Source organism: Desulforegula conservatrix Mb1Pa (assembly GCF_000426225.1).
Classification (GTDB): domain Bacteria; phylum Desulfobacterota; class Desulfobacteria; order Desulfobacterales; family Desulforegulaceae; genus Desulforegula; species Desulforegula conservatrix.
The window spans coordinates 26,323-47,585 of the sequence record NZ_AUEY01000025.1; the positions used below are offsets into that span (position 1 = coordinate 26,323).

General features: G+C 43.7%; 18 protein-coding genes. 6 read left to right on the forward strand and 12 right to left on the reverse strand.

Annotation, left to right across the window (positions count from 1 at the left end):
- Window positions 1–14: 14 nt before the first annotated feature.
- The 5 genes from K245_RS23985 to K245_RS0110770 all read right to left on the reverse strand — a co-directional run bounded on the left by K245_RS23985 (window position 15) and on the right by K245_RS0110770 (window position 7,259).
- Window positions 15–443 (reverse strand): flagellar protein FlaG, encoded by a 429-nt coding sequence (locus tag K245_RS23985; RefSeq protein WP_035276988.1) that lies wholly within the window; start codon window positions 441–443, stop codon window positions 15–17.
- A gap of 214 nt (window positions 444–657) precedes the next feature.
- Complete coding sequence (locus K245_RS0110750; RefSeq protein ID WP_027359292.1) at window positions 658–1,026, reverse strand: flagellar protein FliT; 369 nt, start codon at window positions 1,024–1,026, stop codon at window positions 658–660.
- Window positions 1,023–1,478, reverse strand: a complete 456-nt coding sequence (gene fliS / locus K245_RS23990) for a flagellar export chaperone FliS (protein ID WP_051284040.1) — start codon at window positions 1,476–1,478, stop codon at window positions 1,023–1,025. Before fliS ends, K245_RS0110750 begins: the two co-directional genes overlap by 4 nt.
- Before the next feature lie 28 nt (window positions 1,479–1,506).
- Entirely contained in the window at window positions 1,507–3,501 is a 1,995-nt protein-coding gene (fliD, locus tag K245_RS0110760) for a flagellar filament capping protein FliD (RefSeq protein WP_027359293.1), read from the reverse strand.
- Window positions 3,502–3,818: 317 nt separating this feature from the next.
- Window positions 3,819–7,259: a flagellin N-terminal helical domain-containing protein gene (locus K245_RS0110770; protein ID WP_027359294.1), complete on the reverse strand. Its 3,441-nt coding sequence runs from the start codon at window positions 7,257–7,259 to the stop codon at window positions 3,819–3,821.
- 382 nt (window positions 7,260–7,641) lie between these two features.
- Here K245_RS0110770 and K245_RS0110775 point away from each other — a divergent pair, with 382 nt between their 5' ends.
- Window positions 7,642–7,905 (forward strand): hypothetical protein, encoded by a 264-nt coding sequence (locus K245_RS0110775; RefSeq protein WP_027359295.1) that lies wholly within the window; start codon window positions 7,642–7,644, stop codon window positions 7,903–7,905.
- Between the two features lie 282 nt (window positions 7,906–8,187).
- On the opposite strand, the gene K245_RS23995 is transcribed toward K245_RS0110775, so the two are convergent.
- From K245_RS23995 to K245_RS0110800, 4 genes are all read right to left on the reverse strand, one after another.
- Entirely contained in the window at window positions 8,188–8,955 is a 768-nt protein-coding gene (locus K245_RS23995) for an endonuclease/exonuclease/phosphatase family protein (protein ID WP_198013876.1), read from the reverse strand.
- Window positions 8,956–9,141: 186 nt separating this feature from the next.
- Entirely contained in the window at window positions 9,142–10,161 is a 1,020-nt protein-coding gene (locus tag K245_RS0110785; protein WP_027359296.1) for a tRNA dihydrouridine synthase, read from the reverse strand.
- Window positions 10,162–10,366: 205 nt separating this feature from the next.
- Window positions 10,367–11,254 (reverse strand): EamA family transporter RarD, encoded by an 888-nt coding sequence (gene rarD, locus K245_RS0110790; RefSeq protein WP_027359297.1) that lies wholly within the window; start codon window positions 11,252–11,254, stop codon window positions 10,367–10,369.
- Between the two features lie 233 nt (window positions 11,255–11,487).
- Complete coding sequence (locus K245_RS0110800; protein WP_051284043.1) at window positions 11,488–11,922, reverse strand: MarR family winged helix-turn-helix transcriptional regulator; 435 nt, start codon at window positions 11,920–11,922, stop codon at window positions 11,488–11,490.
- A 183-nt stretch (window positions 11,923–12,105) separates the two neighbouring features.
- On the opposite strand from K245_RS0110800, the gene trhA reads away from it, so the two are divergent.
- The 4 genes from trhA (at window position 12,106) to epmA (ending at window position 17,077) form a co-directional block, all read left to right on the forward strand.
- Window positions 12,106–12,759, forward strand: coding sequence for a PAQR family membrane homeostasis protein TrhA (trhA, locus tag K245_RS0110805; RefSeq protein WP_027359299.1), 654 nt, complete (start codon window positions 12,106–12,108; stop codon window positions 12,757–12,759).
- A gap of 151 nt (window positions 12,760–12,910) precedes the next feature.
- Window positions 12,911–14,584: a hydantoinase/oxoprolinase family protein gene (locus K245_RS0110810; protein ID WP_027359300.1), complete on the forward strand. Its 1,674-nt coding sequence runs from the start codon at window positions 12,911–12,913 to the stop codon at window positions 14,582–14,584.
- Window positions 14,585–14,817: 233 nt separating this feature from the next.
- A complete protein-coding gene (locus K245_RS0110815) occupies window positions 14,818–16,140 on the forward strand; it encodes a histone deacetylase family protein (protein ID WP_027359301.1) in 1,323 nt (440 codons plus the stop codon).
- A 7-nt stretch (window positions 16,141–16,147) separates the two neighbouring features.
- The gene (epmA, locus tag K245_RS0110820) at window positions 16,148–17,077 is read left to right on the forward strand and encodes an EF-P lysine aminoacylase EpmA (protein ID WP_035277014.1); all 930 of its coding nucleotides are present in this window, start codon (window positions 16,148–16,150) and stop codon (window positions 17,075–17,077) included.
- 164 nt (window positions 17,078–17,241) lie between these two features.
- On the opposite strand, the gene K245_RS0110825 is transcribed toward epmA, so the two are convergent.
- From K245_RS0110825 to K245_RS0110835, 3 genes are all read right to left on the reverse strand, one after another.
- A complete protein-coding gene (locus K245_RS0110825) occupies window positions 17,242–19,587 on the reverse strand; it encodes a molybdopterin-containing oxidoreductase family protein (RefSeq protein WP_027359303.1) in 2,346 nt (781 codons plus the stop codon).
- Window positions 19,588–19,622: 35 nt separating this feature from the next.
- The gene (locus K245_RS0110830) at window positions 19,623–20,045 is read right to left on the reverse strand and encodes a MarR family winged helix-turn-helix transcriptional regulator (RefSeq protein WP_027359304.1); all 423 of its coding nucleotides are present in this window, start codon (window positions 20,043–20,045) and stop codon (window positions 19,623–19,625) included.
- A 91-nt stretch (window positions 20,046–20,136) separates the two neighbouring features.
- Entirely contained in the window at window positions 20,137–20,580 is a 444-nt protein-coding gene (locus K245_RS0110835; RefSeq protein ID WP_027359305.1) for a hotdog fold domain-containing protein, read from the reverse strand.
- A 492-nt stretch (window positions 20,581–21,072) separates the two neighbouring features.
- Between K245_RS0110835 and K245_RS0110840 the strand changes: the two genes are divergently transcribed.
- A partial coding sequence (locus tag K245_RS0110840; protein WP_027358655.1) for a helix-turn-helix domain-containing protein occupies window positions 21,073–21,263 on the forward strand: 191 nt, incomplete at its 3' end.

A 21,263-nucleotide genomic window follows, 5' to 3' on the forward strand; every position in this document is an offset into this window, starting at 1 on the left:
AATTTTTAAGAGTTTTATACCTTATCATTGATAAGGAGACCTTCGATTCTGCCGCTAATCTGAAATTTTTCCACCATTTTCAGAACATACTCTTCAGGGATCTGCCTAACAACACTGCCGTTATTCTTATCTGTCACAGTAACCACCATTTGCCTGAGATCCTGGTTATAGGAAAATTCCACCTGCCGTTCCTCCATATTCAGATCCTGGCGCAGCTCTTCCATGAGAGCTTCAAACATATCCTTCGTATCAGCCTTAGCAGACTCATAATTTTCAGAGCCATTCATCTGGGCCGCACTATTTGAATCATGCTGAAACTGGACATTACCCCCGGCCACAACATCCCTGTTTAAGACCCTTCTTACATTATCAGCAGCCTTTGGATTTTCTGCTGAGACGTCAAGCCCATAGCCTGACCCTCCGGCTAATTTTATCATACTCATGGCGACCTCCTGTTAATACCCTGCCAAAAACCCGTAACCCCATTTGAAAATCAAAGAACCTATTTAATTTATGATGAACCCGCAAAAAGCAGAAAAGAGCTTCATAGCTATGCTGAATTTGATCCGATCCAGTTTTTCAGATACTTATGGATTCCGGCCTTCGCAGGAATGACGGCAATCTGGCTTTTTGCGACTTGTCCTTGTTTTAAAGAAATCAAAAACCTGAGCTGCCGTATCCCTTTAAGGCCTTTTTACCATGATTCATTCTGTCCAGGGACTCCTTAAGGCCAGCCCTGTATTCCTCAACTCTTTTTTTTATAACATCTTCCCGCTCAAGCACCCGCGAAAGCCTCTGTCTCAAGCCTTCAAGGCCCTCCAGATCTCCCTCCACCACAGCCATATCACCAAAGGCATTCTGAAGATTCCTGAAAGCTTGCTCCCTGTCATCAGTCATTATATCCAGATCAGGAACGTCATTTGTTTTATCACGAATACTTTCTATCCCGCCTTTTATGAGGGCTTCATGCTTTATCTGAAGCTTTTCAAAGGCATCAATCACATCATTGAGGGTCTGAATTTTCATACGGCAAACGACAGACCATGCGTCCTCTGTCCCTCTGAAGAAGGCGAAGCTGATCTTATTTCAGCGCCTGCTTCTCCGCGTCCCATCACCCTTTGTTCCCAAAGCTTTTTAAGCTCTTTTAGATATCTCATGCTCTTGTCAACCGTCTCAATATTATTATCCAAACTTACCTTGGGAAGTTCTGTCAGCATATACATATATAGGCCACGAAGGAATTCGGCTGTTTCTCCGCCTGCATCCATATTAAGACAAGCGTTAAGCTCGCCAATTATGGCCAGAACCTTTGAAAGATTTTCCCCGCGCCTTCGAATATCACCAGAAACAACGCCAGCACGCGCCTGCTCCAGAAACCTTATTGCTCCATCATAAAGCATGAGAATAAGCTGCTTGGGATCACTGCTCGTAACAAGCTCTGTTTTTCTATATGCACTTGCTGCTGATCCATAGGTCATGGTAAATCCTCCTGCTACTTATCTAATTCTAATTATTACTGCTTTGCGCATTACTTAATGAATCAAACTGACTGGTCAAATATGAAGACATTGAGTTCATACTGCTAGAAAATTTATCAAGCGCCTGAAACTGTTTTGTAAGAATCTCATACCTTTTATCAAGAAGAGCCTGAGCCCTCTCAATCTGAGTGTCAAACATGGCAAGCTTGGTTTCAGCAGCAGCCTTTTCAGTCGCAATCAGACCAGAACCTGTTCTTGTAGCATACCTTAAGGAATTATTTATTGTGTCCGCCCATCCGGTGATATCTTTGTCAGGATCACCAAGCATGAGTTTTTTGACATCCTCAAAATTATCCTTTATGGCAGAATCCAGTGTGTCCGTATCAAGGGAGATTGTCCCGTCGCGCGCAACATCAAGACCAAGATCCACAAGAGACTTTATATTGCTTCCTTCGATATCAACCGATGACAAAACCTGATTCACAAGCTGCCGCCTGAACGATGAAAAGGATGAAAGACCGAAAAGAGAACCGCCAGTTTTTGTATCCTTGTCATAATTATCATTTTCGTCAACTTCATTCAAAAACTTAACTAAATTCGAAATAAAATCTTTAATATTTGTCCCGACATCACCCGCGTCCTGGGCGATTTCGATATTTGTCTGCCCTGTGGCCTGAAGCTTTATCGTAAGGCCTTCGACAATATCGGTAATTGTGTTGGAAGCCCTTGTATATGAAACTCCGTCAAGCTTTACCACAGCATCAAGGGAAGCGCCGGAAGCGCCTGCTTCTTCAGCAAAAGACATGGCTGAAGATGCGTCTGTCATCTCCATTCCTGTCCATGTAGATGTGACATTAACGTCTGCACCAAACGTATCAGCAGCAAGCTTTAATTTAAATGAGCCATTTCCTGAATCAACAAGACTCGCAGTGACTTTTGAACCTGCCGTATTTGCGGGATCATTATTTATCAGGTCTGCAAGGTCTCTTAAGTCTGAACCGTTCGGCACAGCTACGCTTCGTGTGGCTCCATTATAAGTATAAACAAAATTAGTATCAGCTGAATTAATCGCTGAATTTTCAACCTGAACCTCATATTCTTCTCCGCCTGCAAGAACTTCGGCAGGAGTAAACGCAAACTCCATACCGTCCGGGCCGCTGATCTTTGTGCCTGCAGTATATCCTGCTGGGACCACAATGGAGCCGGTTGTTGCTCCTGGGCCTGTCCAGTTCAGGGTTATTTCGTCAACACCAATTGTCTTTGCAGTGCCGCTTGATTCTGTGAAAGCATATGTTCCTGCAGAGGCTCCGTTCCATGTCCCGCTTAAAACAGGGTTTGTGGGCCAGTCAGAATCGGCATCCTGTACCGTCATCTTACCTGTTGTGAAAGCCGAATTTGAATTCCATTGCTCGAGTCCTGCCATGGAAACATCTGAAATCCTGCCAGCCTCACCCAATGTATTTGACTGAAGAAGCAGTTTGTAAGGAGTTGCCCCTGAACCATCTTTTGAGACAGTTGCCTTGATTCCAAGATTCTGGGCATCATCATTTATTGCTGCGGCAAGCTGTGATATTGTTGTACCGCTTGCCACGTTCAGAGTTCTGGTTTTTGTTCCCACAGAATATGAAAATTGCATGTCTTTTCCTGTGGAATTAACATAGCTGTCTGCGGCTGCTACTCCGGTGGATGTCTTCCATGAACTTTTCTGGGCAAGACTCGTTACTTCCAGATTATAGCTGCCGGTATCAATCCCGTCCTGGGCAATTACAGAAGCTGGCTTTGTATCGCTCAGAGATACTTTTCTCTTTAGATATGTCGAACTCAAGCTGAGACCAAGAGCCTTGTCCTTCATACTCAAAAGGCTTGCCTGGAGAGTGTCGAACTCGGAGATCCTGTCCTTGATAACAAGCTGCTCAGCCTTTTTTTTGGTAATGGGTGCCTGTTCGCCAGCCTTTAGCTGATCGAGTATACTCTGTAGTTCAAGCCCTGATCCTATGCCGAGTGTTGAGATTGTACCTGCCATAATGCACCTTTTTATTCCGGGTTTAAACCGGTTTCAGCCGGAAAAAATTGCCCGCTGCCTAAGTTTCTGATGAATGGAAAACCTGCAATGTCTATCATTTTAAATCCCTCTACTCCCTAAAAAAAGGGGAATGTTTGAGGAAGCGTAGGTCGGATTAGCTCATTCGTCGGATTACGGGATCAAAACATAAAACTTTTGATCCCTAATCCGACCTACATTTAAAGATAACCACTCCTCTCCCGTAAGGGAGAGGAGGTTTTCTTTATTTACTCAGACCAATTCAAGCAAGTTCCACGCCATCAGGTTATGAGTTTATTTTACTGAAGCAGTCTCATAACATTCTGGCTCATTGCATTTGCCTGGGACTGTGCATAGGTACCAGCCTGCATAAGAACCTGCATCTTGGAGAATGTTGTACTTTCTGCAGCAAAGTCAACGTCACGGATTGTACTTTCAGTTGCCTGTACGTTGATCTTGGTTACAGACAGGTTGGCGATGGTACTGGTGAGCTGGTTCTGGGTAGAACCAAGGCCAGACCTTAATGAATCGAGGCGCTTGATCGCATAGTCAGCGGACCTGATGGCCATTTCGGCGCCTTCCTGGGTTGTTACGTCAACCTTTGCTATTGCGCTGTCATAGTTCACGCCGGCAATAAAAGTACCGTCGCCCTTAAGGTCACTTGTTGCCTTGGTTGAAGCACCGCCGCCTGCAAGACCCATCTTGAGAAGACTGATTTCCTTTGCAGCGTCGCTGGAACCTGCGCCGTCAACCTTGAAGCTTGCATCAGCAACAAGCCTGATATTACCCATGTATACTGAATCCTGGGCAACACCCTTGCCTTCGCCAAAGTCAGCCTCGAACTTGCCGAGCTTGTTACCGTTTGCTGTTGACTGAACATGGATGTTTCTGCCGTCTACAGCTGAAAGAACAAGCTTCCCAGCATCATTGATGCTTGCTATAACGCCGGTCTGATCCTTGTATTCATTGATTGCGCTCATGAGGGTATGGTCAGCGTCGCCATCAAGTATGGCCATGCCATTACCACCTGTGTTGTCACGAACTATATCAACACCATTGATCACAAGGTCTCTCTGCTGGAGAGTACCTGCCGCAACTGTGCCTGCGCCTTCCTGAACAGCCTTTATAACGTCAGCCTCAACACCTGTGGCTGCCTTTACAAGATTAACAGCTGCTGCCAGAGCCGCCGCGCTTTTGTCACCAAGAGCGTGGGATATGCCGTCATCCACTGTTTCGCCGACTTTGTAGCCGTTGATCTGGACATCACCGAAGTTATAATTCAGCCTGTCTTTTCCGAACACAAGCCTGTCATTGCCACCTGTGTTATTCACGCCGGTAGCTTCTGCGGTTCCATACTGAGCACCATCAAGACCTATTGTACGCAGATAATTATCCTCTGTCAGATTTGAATCAACAAGAGCTCCTCCAAGATTAATCTCTGTGGACATGGTACCTGATGTTGTACCGCCAACCATCTTTGCGACCTTGTTCGGATCAGTGCCACTCACAGTTATTTCATCACGATCAGAAATAAGGCGCAGGCGGAAGTTAGTATCACCAGCAGCCTTGTACAACTCTCCTCTGATGCCCATCTTCTGGAGGTCTGCGTTATTATTGATTGCATCGACAAGTGTGCGATCTGCATCTCCTGCTTTAATCGTAAGGCTGCCGCCCTTTGCTATATCAACACCATTAATAATAAGCTCACCTTCATTGAGGGTATCAGCAAGAATAGCACCTTCACCATTAACCATAGCTCTTGAGTTTGTAAGAGTAAGAGTTCCTCTCTGTGTATATGCTCCACCAGAAACATTTAGGCCATTTACATGAACTGCGGCTCCGGCACTCAATACAATATTACGGCCATCAGCAGCAACGATACGTACCTGAGATCCAGTTACAAGTTCTGCCCTGAGTCCCTGAGCTTTTGCATTGGAATTATTGTTAATAACGCTAGCTGCCATTGCCGCAGTACTAGCTGCCGACAAAGAAATATCATTTATACTTGTAGCAGTAAGTGCGCCTCCAACCCTGAAAATCAATTCTGTAGTAGCTTTTGCAGCAACACCTGTCTCATTGGTCTTTGCATTTATCGCAGCTGCTTTAGCAAACGCAGTACCATACGAACCAAATGTTGTGGCCTGATTGATAGTAGAACCAATCTGAATTCCATTTACAAGAAGATCACCTTTTTTAATCGCCTCTGCTGTAACCTGGGAGGACTTAAGATATGCTTTACTGACCACAGCTACATCATTTCCACCTGAATTAGAAGCCCCGTCCAATTCCCCTGTTCCAAACTGTGCTCCATCAAAACCAAGCATCCTGAGATAATTATCAGTGCTTGGACTTGAATCTGTTGCAGCTCCTTCAAGAACAACACCCGTGGTTTTCAAACCTTGCGTTGTACCTGAAACGAGCTGAGCGACCTTATTTGGGTCAGAACCTGAGACTTCTATAGGTGCGTTATCGGAGATAAGGCGAAGTCTGAAATTTGTATCTCCTTTGTCCTTATAAAGCTCAGCCCTTATTCCCAAAGACTGGAGGTCTTTGTTATTGTTTATAGTATCAACGAGAGTATGATCCAAGTCTCCGTTCTTAACTGTGAGAGCGCCGCCAGCAGCTATGTCAACACCGTTAATGACCATTTCACCTGAACTTATTGTTCCTGCTTTGACATAAGCCTCTCCATTAGTCATAGCCCTAGCGTTACTGAGTGTCAGAGTACCGCGCTGGGTATATGACGCGCCAGAAACATTGGCTCCATTCACGTAAACTGCAGCTCCTGCACTTAGCACCAAATTACGCCCATCAGTTGCTATGACACGAACCTGGCTTCCTGTAACAAGCTCAGCCCTTAATCCTTGGGCTTTTGCGCTTGAGTTATTATTAATAACACTGGCTGCCATAGCCGCAGTGCTTGCAGCAGAAAGAGAAATATCATTCATGCTTGTTGCTGTAAGTGCACCGCCAACTCTGAAAACCAGCTCTGTTGTTGCTTTAGCAGCGACACCTGTTTCATTGGTCTTTGCATTTATAGCTGCGGCTTTTGAAAATGCAGTCCCAGTTGAACCAAAAGTAGCGTCCTGAACAATTGTAGATCCGATCTGAATTCCATTAAGCCTTACATCACCCAGTTTCAAAGCCTCTGCGGTAACCTGAGACCCACGCACAAAAGGATTCGAAACAGCGGCTTCCGCTTCCTTATTTGTTTCTGCATAAGCCATTGCGCCTATCTTTGTTCCTCTCGCGTCGCCTATGTTTACGCCAACAACCTGATCCTTATATGCGCCGACATGGAAGGACTTGTTGATGAATCCGCCGTCAAGAAGGCTTACGCCGTTGTATGCGGTGGTGTTACCGATCATTTCAAGTTCTTCGAGGAGTTTGTTAACGTCAGCCTGGATTGCCTTTCTTGATGTTGCGCTCTGTCCGTCTGAAGCTGACTGGATTGCCTTGGTTCTGATTGTGTTTACTATGTTAAGGGATTCTTCCAGAGCGCCGTCTGCGATCTGGATGATGTTAACGCCGTCGTTGGCATTTGCTATTGCCTGTCCGATACCAGTGTGCTGGGCGCGGAGAGTATCTGCAATGGCAAGACCAGAAGCGTCATCAGCCGCCTTATTAATGCGCAAACCGCTCGAGAGCCTTTCAAGAGACGCGCCGAGGGTCGAGTCTGTCTTTGTAAGGTTCTTGTGAGCGTTGAGTGCCTGTATATTGGTATTTATTCTAAGACCCATAGTATTATCCTCCGTGATTGATTATTCCGGGCTATCCTTGCCCTTTTTGTGACTGTTTTCTTTGTGACTGTTTTTTTAAAGCGGATTTCTAAAAAGTTTATTTGATTTGGCTGCTTCACCTCCCTGCAGATATTTGAAGTGCTTTTTGCTACGTCTATTCTATCGGCAGACGGGGGAGAACCTTTAAGAAAAAAATCATACTAAGAAATATTTTTTTAGATGGGATATTGAAAGAGTCGCAAAAACTAAAAAAGGCAACGGCGTCATGCCGGAATTGATCAGGCAGCCAGTATTTTCAGGCACTTCTGGATTCCGGCCTGCGCCGGAATGACGAGAATCGGACTATTTGAGACCTTGTCAGATCTTGATCTTGGGGAACTTTTTGAAAAAAGTTCCCCAAACCCCTCAAAAGCTTTATGTTTTTATTATTGTCAGACGCAAATATCCTAAAGTTGTGTATGCGCTGTTTCCTTACCTGAAAGTTTTTGCGGAGCTTTTTCCAACAAGCGACCCGCTCGAGGCACTCGCCCTATCATTTTCAAAACAGCCGAACGAATACGCTTCATCTGATTTTAGTCTATTGGGTTATAAAGCCTCGCCGGAGGCATTCGGATCAATGTCTGATTACGAGCAAAGGACGCTCTAATCCGACGAATTGGCTTTTTTTACGGCAATTTAACCATACAAGGCAGCTTTTAGATTTGAATATCAAGTAGTTATTGTATATATCATTCTCCACACTTAAGGGGAACAGAGCCATTTTCAATTATTTCTTGATTCCGGCTCCAGATTCTCACAGGGACAGACCACAATATTGTTGAACGATCACCGGTAGGGTGCGTGCCGTCCTTGCACGCACCATTTGCCTGACGTAAACGGTGCGTGGGAAAGCGCCGCGCACCCTTCTTTTGCCTTATTTCAACAATAATCAGAATACCGCGAATTCTGCAATAACCGGCAGATGATCAGACCCCACAGATCCGGCGACTCTTACGTCAACCACCTCAAAGCCAGGGCCGAACAAGAAGTGATCCAGAGGTATCATCATTGCCGGAAACATGGTGGGCCATGAAGGTAAAAGCCCGAATCCTTTTCTGGCATTTTTCAGGCCTGTCTTCTCAATCATTTTTTTGTAATACGAAGACCACATTGTGAGATTCAGATCACCTGCCAGAATAACGGGAGTTGGCTGTTTCTCTATAAAAGAGCTTAATTCTTCTATATGATCATTCCTTAGGTCAAACAAATCCTTATTGATCGGCGGCGCGGGATGAGTCCCTATCAGTCTGAATTTTTTGCCATTCACATCGATATCGGCAAACACGCTTGGAAGATCAGCCTTGCCCAAATAGATGACCTCGGCCTTTTTCCATGGAATCCTGCTGAACATGGCTATTCCAAAATTATCCTGGCGAGGTCTGGATATTTTAAAAGGAAAATGTTTCTCAAGTTCCGAAACCTGCCTGAGACATTCATCAGTCACTTCAAGCAGAATTACAATATCAGGCTTTTCCTTTTCAACCAGCATGAGTATGCCTGAATAGTCAGTATTTTCAGCATGAACATTTGAAAGAATGATCTTCAGATAGTCTCCAGGGTAAGAACTGCTTCCATCTTTCGGGGATAAATACCATGGAATTACAAAACAGGCATTCACCGCAATGCAGATAATACAAATAACAAGCCATGCATACATGCGGCAAAACAGAAAAGAAAAAAAACACAGCAATGATATGACAAGGTACTGCAGCTTGAAATGTGTGGACAGTTCAAAAAGCAAATGAGCATGATCAAAGTATCCAAAGATGCTTAAAGCCGAAACAGTGGCTGTCGCCAGTATGGATAAACGGATGATCATATCTTTTATTGCCAATACTGAACCTCACACAGTGAAAAGATGGGTACTGGGTCTTTCGGATATTTCAGGCGCAGGATCAAGAATCTCCATCAAATTTTTCCTGATCTCGTCCATATTCTCCCCTCTGCAAAGCTTGGGCCTTATGGAATGCCCGTATACAAAGCTGGCTGCAAAATAAACCGCCCATTTTTTAAAAAGCCTTACAGCCCTCACAGGCTCATTATATTCTTCGAGCAGATATGTCAGCCTCATGGCCACCCTAAGATATATTTCAGGGCTTAGATCAATTCCATTTATCCATTCCTTAAAAATCCAGGGTTTTGCAATTGCGGCCCTGCCCAGAGCAATCCCGTCGCAGCCTGTTGTTTCAAACATTTTATGGCAGTCCTGCCTTGTAAAAACATCTCCGTTCCCGAAAACAGGTATATTAACAGATTCTTTAAGAACCCTGATATGATCCATCCTGGGCGGCCTTGTTCTTCTGTCAGGGGCGACCCTTGGATGAAATATAAAAAAATCAGCCCCGGCCTTTTCCATTCCCTGACCAAGCAGAGCCGCTTTTTCAGGGTCATCTTCCCAGCCTGTCCTGAATTTGACAGACAAAGGAATGGAAACAGACGACCTGACAGCTTCCACAATTGCGACAGCCCTATCAGGATCCCTCAAAATATCAGCGCCACTGTTCTTTTTGCATATTGCAGCCACAGAGCATCCAAAATTCAAGTCCACTCCGAAAAAGCCTTCTTTTTCTATTCTTTCAGCAGCATTTGCCATGATGCCTGGTTCTGATCCGACTATCTGGCATACGAGGCGTGGTGCTTCTTCATCTCTCCATTTAAAGACAGGAGAATGGTTTCTGTTTTCATTGGGAAGCGCGGACGCGCCGCACATTTCCATATACATGAGTCCGCATCCGCCTATCTCCTCAAGGAGAGCCCGGAATGCAATATGTGTTAGCCCTGCCATTGGAGCGAGAATCAGACGGTTTGGAATTATTTTCCCGCCAAGTATAATAGGTTTTGCAAGCTTTTCTATAATATTCAAATGTATTGCCTGTTTAATACAACGTCGGACGGATGATCTTTTTGTGAAAAGCGCCGTAAAAAATTATCATTGATGAAACAGCAAAAAATAGATTTACTGTCATTCAGGTGCAGGCCTGAATCCATAATTGTCTGAAATAACTGGATGCAGGATCAAGTCCGGCATGACGTAGGCGCACTTTTTTGACTTTTAATAATACCAGCTACTATACCTTGAGATCCGCTGTTTTTAAACGTGAATGAAAAAATCCTTCCAGAGCATACAATAAAAGGGCCGCCCAGACTATCCCGAATCCGATGAATCTGTCTTTTGTAAAAGATTCATTGTAAACAAAAATGCCTATTACAAGCTGTAAGGTCGGAGATATGTACTGGAACAGGCCTACTTGGGAAAGAGGAATCCGCACAGCTGCAGACGCAAACATCAAAAGAGGAAGAGAGGTCATGATTCCTGCCCCTGCCATGAGGATATCCGACCCTGGGGAATGGTTAAGAAACGCTCCCGTACCATTAAGGCCGCACCATATCAGATAAAACAGCGCTGGTAATCCAAGTATTGCCGTTTCAATGGTAAGCCCGAACAAAGAGCCGAGCCTGGCCTTTTTTTTGGCAAAACCATAAAAAGCGAAAGAAAAAGCCAGCGTCAATGCAATCCAGGGAAGAGAACCATGGGCAAATGTCAGAAATATAACGCCGGATGCAGCAACTGCGACCGAAGCCCATTGAAAAGGCCTCAATTTTTCACTAAAAAAAACGACGCCGATAAGTACGCTTATCAAAGGATTAATAAAATACCCTAGGCTTGCTTCAATTATATATCCTGAATTTACAGACCATATATAAAGCAGCCAGTTGATACTTATCAAGGCCGAGGCCGGAATAAACGAAAGAAAAACGCCGGGCTTTCTGACAGACTCAATCATGTTTTTAGCCTGACCAGATACAATGATTAGAATCGACAGAGACAGAAAAGACCACACAATTCTGTGGCTTATCAGCTGGACAGCAGAGACATGGCCAAGAGACTTCCAGTAGACAGGAAGAATCCCCCAAAGAACATATGCGGCTATTGCGTAAAGACTGCCTGAATTCATTAAATAAAATTTCCGGCCTGATTCAATTAGGCTTTAACGATTTAATACAAAAATGGACAAGGTCGCAAAAAGTCCGATTCTCGTCATTCCGGCTCAGGCCGGAATCCAGAAGTACCTGAAAGTACTGGATGCCGGATCAAGTCCGGAATGATGCTAAAGCCATTTTTTGACTTTTTGCGAGTCCATCAATATGAATCATAGGGCAAAAGAATAAGCTTCATCGCCCCCCTTGATCATTTGCCCTTACCGGTCGCATGAAAATCAAGAATACGCTTAAGATTCTCCCTTAAGGTATCTGATTCTTCGGCACTCAGACATGAAATAAACTCATTATGGGCCTTGTCAAAAAGCACGTCCAGTTTTTCGGCCTTTAGTCTGCCATCTTTTGTAAGAAAAACAAGAATGGTGCGGCGGTCTTTGGGGTTCTGTTTTTTTTCTATAAGTCCAAGGGCTGCAAGGCGATCCAGAAGTCCTGTCATCGTGGCGCTGTCGAGCTGGGTCTGTTCCCCAAGCTCTTTTGATGTTACGCCTTCCTTCCGGTTCAGAAGAATAAGCACCATGGCCTGTACAGTAGTTACATTCATCTCTGAAATAAAATTGCCCCAGAATCTGTAACCGGCCTGGCTGGTCTTTGCCAGAAGAAATACTATGCAGTCCTGTAGTTCCATTTTTTCCATTCAAAATATTAAAAGGTTCAATTTTTATTGGTAAATATGCAAGACATTCATTATTGTCAATGAATCGATGTTTTTTATTATTAAAAGCTTTCCAGTTCAATCGTGCGCGGTGATCTGCCACGCTTCAATCGACAATACGACCACACATTTTTTAAAAAGAACGAGGAAACACAAATGTTCTCCAGATTATCCAACAGCTTAAGAGAGCCCATGAACGGTTTGACCCATCTTGCAGGAGCTATTTTCGCTGCCCTGGGCACAGTACTGATGATCTATAAAACCTGCATGCCTCTTGATCCCTGGAGGCTCATAACATTCTCCATTTTCGGGGCGTCCATGACTGCAATGTATCTGACAAGTTCCTTTTACCACATGCTGAAAGTCGATGAAAAATGGATAGCCCTCCTAAGGCGAATTGATCACATAATGATCTTTATCTTCATTGCTTCGACATACACACCGATCTGCCTTATTTCAATAAAGGGCAGCTGGGGCTGGAGCCTTTTCGGAGTAGTCTGGGGAATCGCTCTTTCGGGCTTTTTCATTAAAGTTTTCTGGATGAACGCTCCGAGATGGCTTTCGACCTGCATTTATATTGCAATGGGGTGGGTGTGCGTGGTTGCAGCATACCCGATGGTCAAGGCACTTCCAGCAGCCGCATTGACATGGCTTGTAATTGGCGGGGTTGCCCATACTATCGGAGCGGTTATTTACGCGCGTAAAAAACCGAATCCCATTCCTAATATTCTCGGTTTCCATGAAATATTTCATCTTTTTGTTATGGCCGGAACGTTTTCGCATTTCATGGTCATCTACAAATACGTCTAATACCATTTTCAAATCAAAGATGAAATCAAGGCGGCAAGGAGGAAACGACGCAAACGTACGTAGTTTGTACGTTGAGGAGGTGACGACGAAGCCAACGCAGATAGCGCTTTGATTTGGAATTGGAATAACCTTAAGGATAAGGGAATAAATCATGATCATAGGACTGGATATAGGCGGAACTCACGCTGATGCTGTACTCATAGACAAAGACAGAATTCTGAAACAGGTAAAAATCCCGACGGATCATTCGGATCTATTCTCAACAGTTCTGGAAGGGCTATCAAAACTGACAGAAGGAATAAACACATCAGAAATATCCAGGGCTGTTCTAAGCACGACCCTTACAACCAACGCAATCGCAGAAAAAAAGACAGATAATGCAGGAATGATTATAGCTGCTGGGCCTGGCCTTGATCCCGAGCTTTTCAGGATGAGCAAAAATTATTTTATTGTTGAAGGCGCTCTTGATCACAGGGGACGCGAGATAAAAAAAATTGACAAGAATCAGGTGCTGGCTGCTGCAAAAAAAATGAAGGAAAAAGGCGTTCAGCATGTTGGAATCGTGACAAAATTCTCCACAAGGAATCCTGAGCATGAGAAAGAAATAGCAGCTCTCATAGCCAAGGATTTCGACGCTGTATTCATGGGCCACAATGTTTCCGGCAACCTCAATTTCCCTCGCAGAATTGCCACAACTTATCTGAATGCGTCTGTATATCCTGTTCACAAGGCTTTTTTCGAGGCAGTGATAAAATCCCTGGATGAAAAAGGCCTGAAATTTCCGATACATCTTTTAAAGGCTGACGGCGGAACCATGCTTTTCGAGGCGTCCATAAACCAGCCAGCCCAGACTATTCAGTCCGGCCCTGCCGCAAGCGTTATGGGAGCACTTGCATCAGCCCCAAAAGACAAGGACATTATAGTTCTTGATATCGGCGGAACAACAACAGACATCGCAATACTTATCTCTGGTGTTCCGGTTCTGGAACCCGCCGGAATAAAAATAGGCGCATACAAGACGCTCATCAGATCACTCAAGACAAAATCCATAGGAATGGGCGGAGACAGTTTTGTAAGGGTGGAAGATGGTGAAGTAAAGATAGGGCCTGAACGTAAAGGCCCGGCAATGGCTTTTGGAGGATCATCGCCTACTCCCACAGACGCGCTTTTCGTTCTTGGCCTTGCATCAGATGGAGACAAGACTGCCGCTGAAAAAGGAATATCCGAAATTGCCGAAAAAACAGACAGAACCCTGATCGAAGCTGCTGATGAAATATTCAGGTCAACTTGCAGGCAGATTATTGAATGCGCCGACGAAATGATAGACGAGATAAATTCAAGGCCTGTTTACACAATCCATGACTTCATTGAAAGCTACCAGATAAACCCTGGACTCATTATGGTTATGGGCGGCCCTGCCAGCCTTTTCGCTCCGATGCTTGAAGAAATGTCAGGAATAGAAACAGTAGCGGTTCCATCATGGGGTGTTGCAAGCGCACTCGGAGCTGGTCTTTCAAGACCAACCTGTGAGGTTACGTTCTTTGCTGACACGGAAAGAGGAATTGCCATAGCACCAGAAGAAAATTTTTCTATGGAAGTGAAGCACAATTTTGTAAAGACGGACGCATACTCAAAGGCTTGTGAGCTTCTGAAGAAAAAAGCCGCACTTCACGGCGGGCTAATGGAAGATTCCCAGATTGAGACACTGGAAGACCTATCCTTCAATATGATCAGGGGCTACAGAAGCTCAGGCAAAAACATAAGAATCAGGGTGCAGATAAAACCTGGACTAATGCCTGGATTTGAAAGCATTGCCCAATCGTAGGATTAAAGAGTCTTTTACTCGTAATCTTACAAAAACCGAGCCTCCGGCGGGTCGCTTTTTTGAAAAAAAGCTCCGCAAAAAACTTAAAATATTTTTGATTATAAATGTAGGTTGCGTGACGCTTTTCCACGCACCGTTTTTGTCAGCCAAATGGTGCGAACAATGAAAACACACACCTTACATGGCTGAAGCCTGAATATATTTGGTCAACAATCAAATAATTGGAGCCTGATATGAAAGCTTTGAAAAAAACAGGACTTGTATTTTTCCCTGCATTTGACTGGGCGATTGATCCGACACATCCTGAAAGGGAAGAACGCCTTTTATACACCCAGGATCAAGTTTTTGAGGAAGGGCTTCTCGACATAGACGGCATAATCGAATACAAACCTGGTATGATAACTGACCATGAAGTGGGAAGAACCCATTTCTGTCTTACCAAACCCAAGCATGTCATGACCGAATCCCATTATATAAGCGCAGGAGGCGCTAAAACCATTGCCAGGGCCTTCATGGAAAAAGAAATAGATAACGGGTTCGCGCTGGTGAGACCTCCGGGGCATCATGCGATGAGGATGGTTCATGGTGGCCGGGGCTTCTGTAATGTAAATAATGAAGCCATAATGATCGAAATCTTAAGAAGCGAATACGGAGTCAAAAGAATCGCCATTGTTGACACAGATTGTCATCATGGGGATGGAACCCAGGATATTTTCTGGCATGATCCTGACGTTCTTTTCATTTCGCTTCACCAGGATGGGAGAACTCTTTATCCAGGATCAGGCTTTACCAACGAATTCGGCGGCCCGAATGCCGCAGGATACACCATAAATATCCCTCTGCCTCCAGGCACTTCAGAAGAAGGTTATCTTTATACAATTCAAAACTGCGTACTGCCCATTTTAGAGGATTTCAAGCCTGAAATAATCGTCAATTCCGCTGGTCAGGACAATCATTATTCAGACCCTATCACGAACATGAATTTCTCGGCCCAGGGTTACGCAAAACTCACAACAATGCTCAAGCCCGACATTGCGGTACTTGAGGGCGGATATTCCATCGAAGGCGCCCTGCCATATGTTAACGCCGGAATAATTCTTTCCATGGCAGGCCTGGATTACAGCAAAGTTACAGAACCTGGATATGATCCTGAAAGAATCAAGGAAGACTTAAGAACCCTTGATGCAATCAAAAAAACCTGCGATCAGGTTCTCCAGATATGGGATATGAGGGATGAACTTAAGATAAAAGCATACGGCGAGAAACCATTTTATGAAAGAAGCCGAAGCATAACATACGACACGGACGGAATATGGGAGCGACAGTCTGAAATTCTGAGGTCATGCGAAGAGTGCGGAGGGACTTTCAAGATAAGATCATCATCAGACAGGGATTACAGCATGGCAGGAATCCATATTCCTGTGGGAGCCTGCGACAAATGCAAGGAAATCGGCTACAGCTGGTATGATGCAGAAAACGGCGACGGTCATAATATTGTCTGCCTCCAGGACAGGCCAAAGGACGAGTTTCATAAGAAAAAAGGTAATAAAAAATAAAATTCAAATGAAACAAAGACCATATTACCGTCAGGCAAAAATAATTGAAAACCTGAAACTCAGGGCAAAGCTGATTCAGGCTGTCCGGGATTTCTTCACGGAAAACGGCTATCTTGAGGTTGAAACGCCTGTGAGGCTGCCGTCACTCGCGCCAGAAGTACATATAGATCCTGTGGAATCTTCGGAATGGTTCCTCCAGACATCACCAGAGATCTGCATGAAAAGGCTTCTTGCTGCCGGATATGATCGCATTTTCCAGATCTGCAAATGTTTCAGAAAAGGTGAAAGGGGCAGAAAGCATGTTCCTGAGCTTACGATGCTGGAATGGTACAGAAAAGGAGCCGACTACAATATTCTGATGGATGAGACAGAAGCTCTGGTGAAATTTGTGGCTGAAAGACTGGGCTCAATAAAGACGGTTTCCTTCGACGGCCATGAAGTGAATATTTCAGGAGACTGGCAAAGAATTACCGTTAATCAGGCCTACGAAAAATATTCTGAAATATCTGCATCAGAAGCACTTAAAAATGACAGATTCGATGAAATCATGGGACTTGAGATAGAACCCAATCTTGGAACCAAGGCCCCATGTTTTCTTCATGATTATCCGTCAAGCTGCGCTGCTCTTTCACGCATTTCAAAAAAAGACCCGTCCGTTGCTGAAAGATTCGAGCTTTACATTGCAGGACTCGAGCTTTGCAACGCATTTTCTGAGTTGACGGATCATGTCGAGCAGAGACAGAGATTTGAGGCTGATTTCGAGGAAAGAATGAAAACAGGAAAAATTACAGCTCCAATACCTGAAAAATTTCTCGAAAGTCTGCCAATGATGCCGGTCTCCGCAGGCTGCGCACTTGGAATAGATCGGCTCGTGATGCTGTTTGCAGGTGCTTCAGACATAGACAGTGTTGTCAGCTTTACGCCTGAGGAGCTATAAATGTTTTCTACGAGCTGGTTGGTGCGCAACCCTTGCGGTTTGAGCACCCTACATATGGCATCTTCACTCAAAAACCTAAAGACCACCTCTAAAATCAATGAAATTTTTTAAGGGCTTCTTTACAAAAAAGGCGACCAGCCGGAGTTCTCCCATACAAACCAACGCTATGCTTGGATCTTTTCTATCCTGCATGGCACATATCTGTGAAAAGGAGTCGCAGCAAACCTGTCTCTATGGGTATTTTTTGTCAATCTGTTGACATTAACTCCGTATTCAACACCTTTATATTTAAGGCCAAAACCGTGGGGGATAAGAACCTGACCTTTTCTTGCGTCTTCTGTAATTTCAAGTTCGAGATCAGCGCATGATGCTTCAGTCGTTATTCTAACCTTTTCTCCGTCGATCATATTGAGTAAGGCAGCATCATCAGGATTCATGGCAAGAGTGCAGGCTCTTCTATCCTTATTCCAGTCAGGCTTTCGCATTAAAGTATTTGCGTTGTTTGGGGTATGACGACCGGCATTAAGAATAAAAGGGTATTCAGGATCAGTGGCAACAGCTTTTGCTTCAGATTCAGGGGTTATTTCTTTCATCCATTCTTCCATCTCAGGAATATAAATATTGATTTTCCCATCTTCAGTTTTTATTTCTTTCAGATTGTTTTCAAAGACAGATTTTCCAACCCATAATCCTTCAGGATGACTGGTAATCTCATTGAACATTTTTTCTGCCCATTCAATTCTTGGAGATAGTATGGCTAATGGCGCAAGGCTCTGATATTTTGCAGCCCCTATCATGGCTGTATATAAAAGCTTGAGCTTTAAACTGATCCCAGGACTACCTGAGCGGAGTACTTCTGCCCTTGAAGCATTTTTCATAACATTACCAGGAGCTGAAAGAAGAAGAGCCCAAAGCGCAGCCTTGTTTCCTGATTTCATTTCTTTACCAAGGGTTTTTGATATGACATGGGGCATGACTTTTATCACTTGTTTATTCTTTGCGGCAAAAGAAAAAAGGGCTGTGGCATAGGTCATTCGGTCATGTTTTGCTGCTTTATACAAATAATCTGGAATTTCAGGTATAAGACCGGCAGCTTCAGCAATACCTGTCATTATTTCTCCGGCTTCAAGTGCTTCTCCTTCTGCCTCCAGTATTGGGTGCCTCATCTGAAAAAAGACTTCAGGGTAATGCCATGCAAAAAACGTCGCATCCCATGCTTCATATCCTGATTTTGATGGAAGAACATAGTCTGAAACCTCGGCCGTTTCAGTCATTGCAAGCTCAATGGTAACAAGCAGATCAAGCTTTTTGAACGCGTCTTCGAATGCGGTTGTGTCGGCATAGGATCTCAAGGGATTGGAGCCTGATGCTATTACTGCCCTGAGTCTTTCCGGGTGTTCGGATAATATTTCTTCGGGCATGACATTAGGCGGGAATGCCCCATTTATTGCCGGTATATCTGTTGCCATGGTTCTCCAAACTTTAGGATCACGTTCATCAGTATGGGAGCCGAGAGGAACAAATGTTCCTGGAATTACATTCCCGCCTGGGACACATATCCTGCCGCAAATTGTTGCGAGAATCATGTATAAATATGCCGTCATAGTGCTATGGCGGTTCATATGAACCCCCAAATCAAAATGCATACACCAGTTTTTTGTTGTAAGTTTTCTGCAAAGATTCTTTACATCGTTGTAATCAACATCACAGACTTCAAGGGCTTTTTTAACATCAAAATTTTTGAACCAGGGTCTTATACTCTCAAAACCAGAAACATTATTTCCAATATAGTCCTTCTTCTCCCATCCTTCTTGAACTATTAAGGCAATCATTGCTCTGGCAAGAAGCGCATCGGTTCCAGGCTTCAATGGAATATGAATATCTGCAATTTTTGCTGTTTCAGATTTCCTAGGATCAATTATGGCTACGATCTTATCAGGATTTTGAGAAAACTCTTTTAAAATGATCGGTGCTCTTGGCATCTGGTGGCTTACCATTCCATTCCATCCAATTCCAAGAATCATGTCACCATGATGTTCATCAGGTATACAGAATCTGTTCTGGCGACCTGTCATTCTTCCGCAAACCCAGAAATAACCAGTAAGTTCCTGGGCAAGAGGGTTGTAATTATATCTGGAACCAAGATTTTTCATGAGATTCATGCCAAAGGCAGCCTCAAAATGGCAGCCCTGGCCACCTCCGCCCATGTATGCGAAGGTTTTGGGGCCATGCTGATCAATGATCGATTTTAGTTTTGCCCCTATTTCTGAAAAAGCCTGCTCCCAGGATATTCTTACAAATCCATCAGGTGTTTTTTTGAGCGGATATTTAAGCCTGTCATCATGGTGCTGATGATTGGCAATGTTCATCCCTTTTCTGCATACATATCCAATGCTCTTGAGATTATCTTTATCAGGTCTGACCTTGACGATTTTATTGTTTTCTACCTGCACCTCAAGGCCGCAATTCTGGGCACAGAGAACACAGCTTGTTTTTCTAAATGATGCCATAAATCCCCCGGTATCATACCGTATTGATTAAGGTTTTATTTATAAATTTCGATTATCCTATCAAAAAAACGGTTAATGATTTCTATTTCTTCCATTGTAAACTGGCCGGTAAGTTTTCTGTTATTTTCTTTGACCATAGGTAAGGCCTGCTCACTTATAGTCCTGCCTTTTTCTGTTAAGAAAATATGATAGGCTCTACCGTCCTTTTCAGAGGCTACTTTTTGAATAAGACCATTTTTGCCCATTCTTTCGATCAGAGTCGTTATTGCTGATTTATTCTGGGATAATTCAATGCTTAGATCTTTAAGCAGACAACCATCATTGCTGCGCAGATAAAAAAGGGTCGCAATCTGTGTAATGGAAACACCGAACAGATCTGTAGCTTCGTGGTCAAAATAGTTAAGCAGTAGACGCTGTGCCTTATTTAGCTTAAAAAAAAGTCTTTTATCTTCAGTCATTTACGCTCTCTTTTCATGGCACGTATAAATTCCTAATATTATTTATATGCCGCCTTTCCATGTACCTGTAGAGAGACGGCAATGATCAACTTTATTTTTTATTGCTGACATTCATAGTGATGGCAGCAGTAAAAACTTCTTTTCCATCGGCGTCATATATAACAACCGGTACATCAATATTGCCTGTTGAGTTCCAGTCTATGCTATCTCCTTTTGCAATGGCCCTTAAATCAGTTTTTGCCTTCGCAAGATATTTTACTGTCATTCCAGTCGGAATCCACCTGGATGTATCCGGAATAGAAACATCTGTCATCATTCCTGCAACAAGCTCAGCAGCATTACACATTGCAATGGCATGAACAGTGCCTAAATGATTATGAATCTTTTTCTGGTTTGGAACATTAACTTCTGCGTAACCTGGCCTGAGGTCAACAAACATAGGGTCTATTGTACTGAAATAAGGTGCGAATTCGGTTGCAAGCTGCGTAAAAGCTTCATTTCCTGATGCTTTGTACATTTCTAATGTCTGGCTCATCTTGATTCCCTCCATTTATTATTATTTTAATAATCAAACTCAATCTTTTAAATTAGTACACATGCAAACTATATAGTTCACACACAAACTAATTGTCAAACACTTTTTATTTTTCAACAATACAAATTAAAAATTCAGGATTTTAATGAAATAGATTCGTAACAGAGCTGGTCTGGAAAAATTGGATGGCCATTTAAGAAGCGGCCAAGGCAAAGCTTGAAAAAACAAGGGAATCCATTGACAAGATCACCCTCAAAGTCGGGTACGAAAACGCTAATTCGTTCAGATAACTTTTCAGAAAAAACACAGGACTCTCGCCCAAAGAATATCGAATGCAGTTCAGCAGATTACATGACCAAGTCAGAATATAAAAGACTATATTCCCTTACGTACGAAAAAAATAATATGAATAAAGAGCTGGTCTGGAAAAATTGGACAGCCATTTAAGTGAAAATCTGCTTTATTAGAACATCAAAAAAAAGGAGCAGAAGAATGGCAAAAGGAATCAGAAGAAATCACGGACCAGCATTCAAGGCTAAAGTGGCGTTAGCGGCTTTGAAGGGAGACAAAACCCTCTCGGAATTATCCGATCAGTTTGGTGTGCATTCCAATCAGATATCAGCCTGGAAGAAAGAGCTTGAACAGAATGCCTCAGAACTGTTTGATCGTGGAAAAAGGAATGA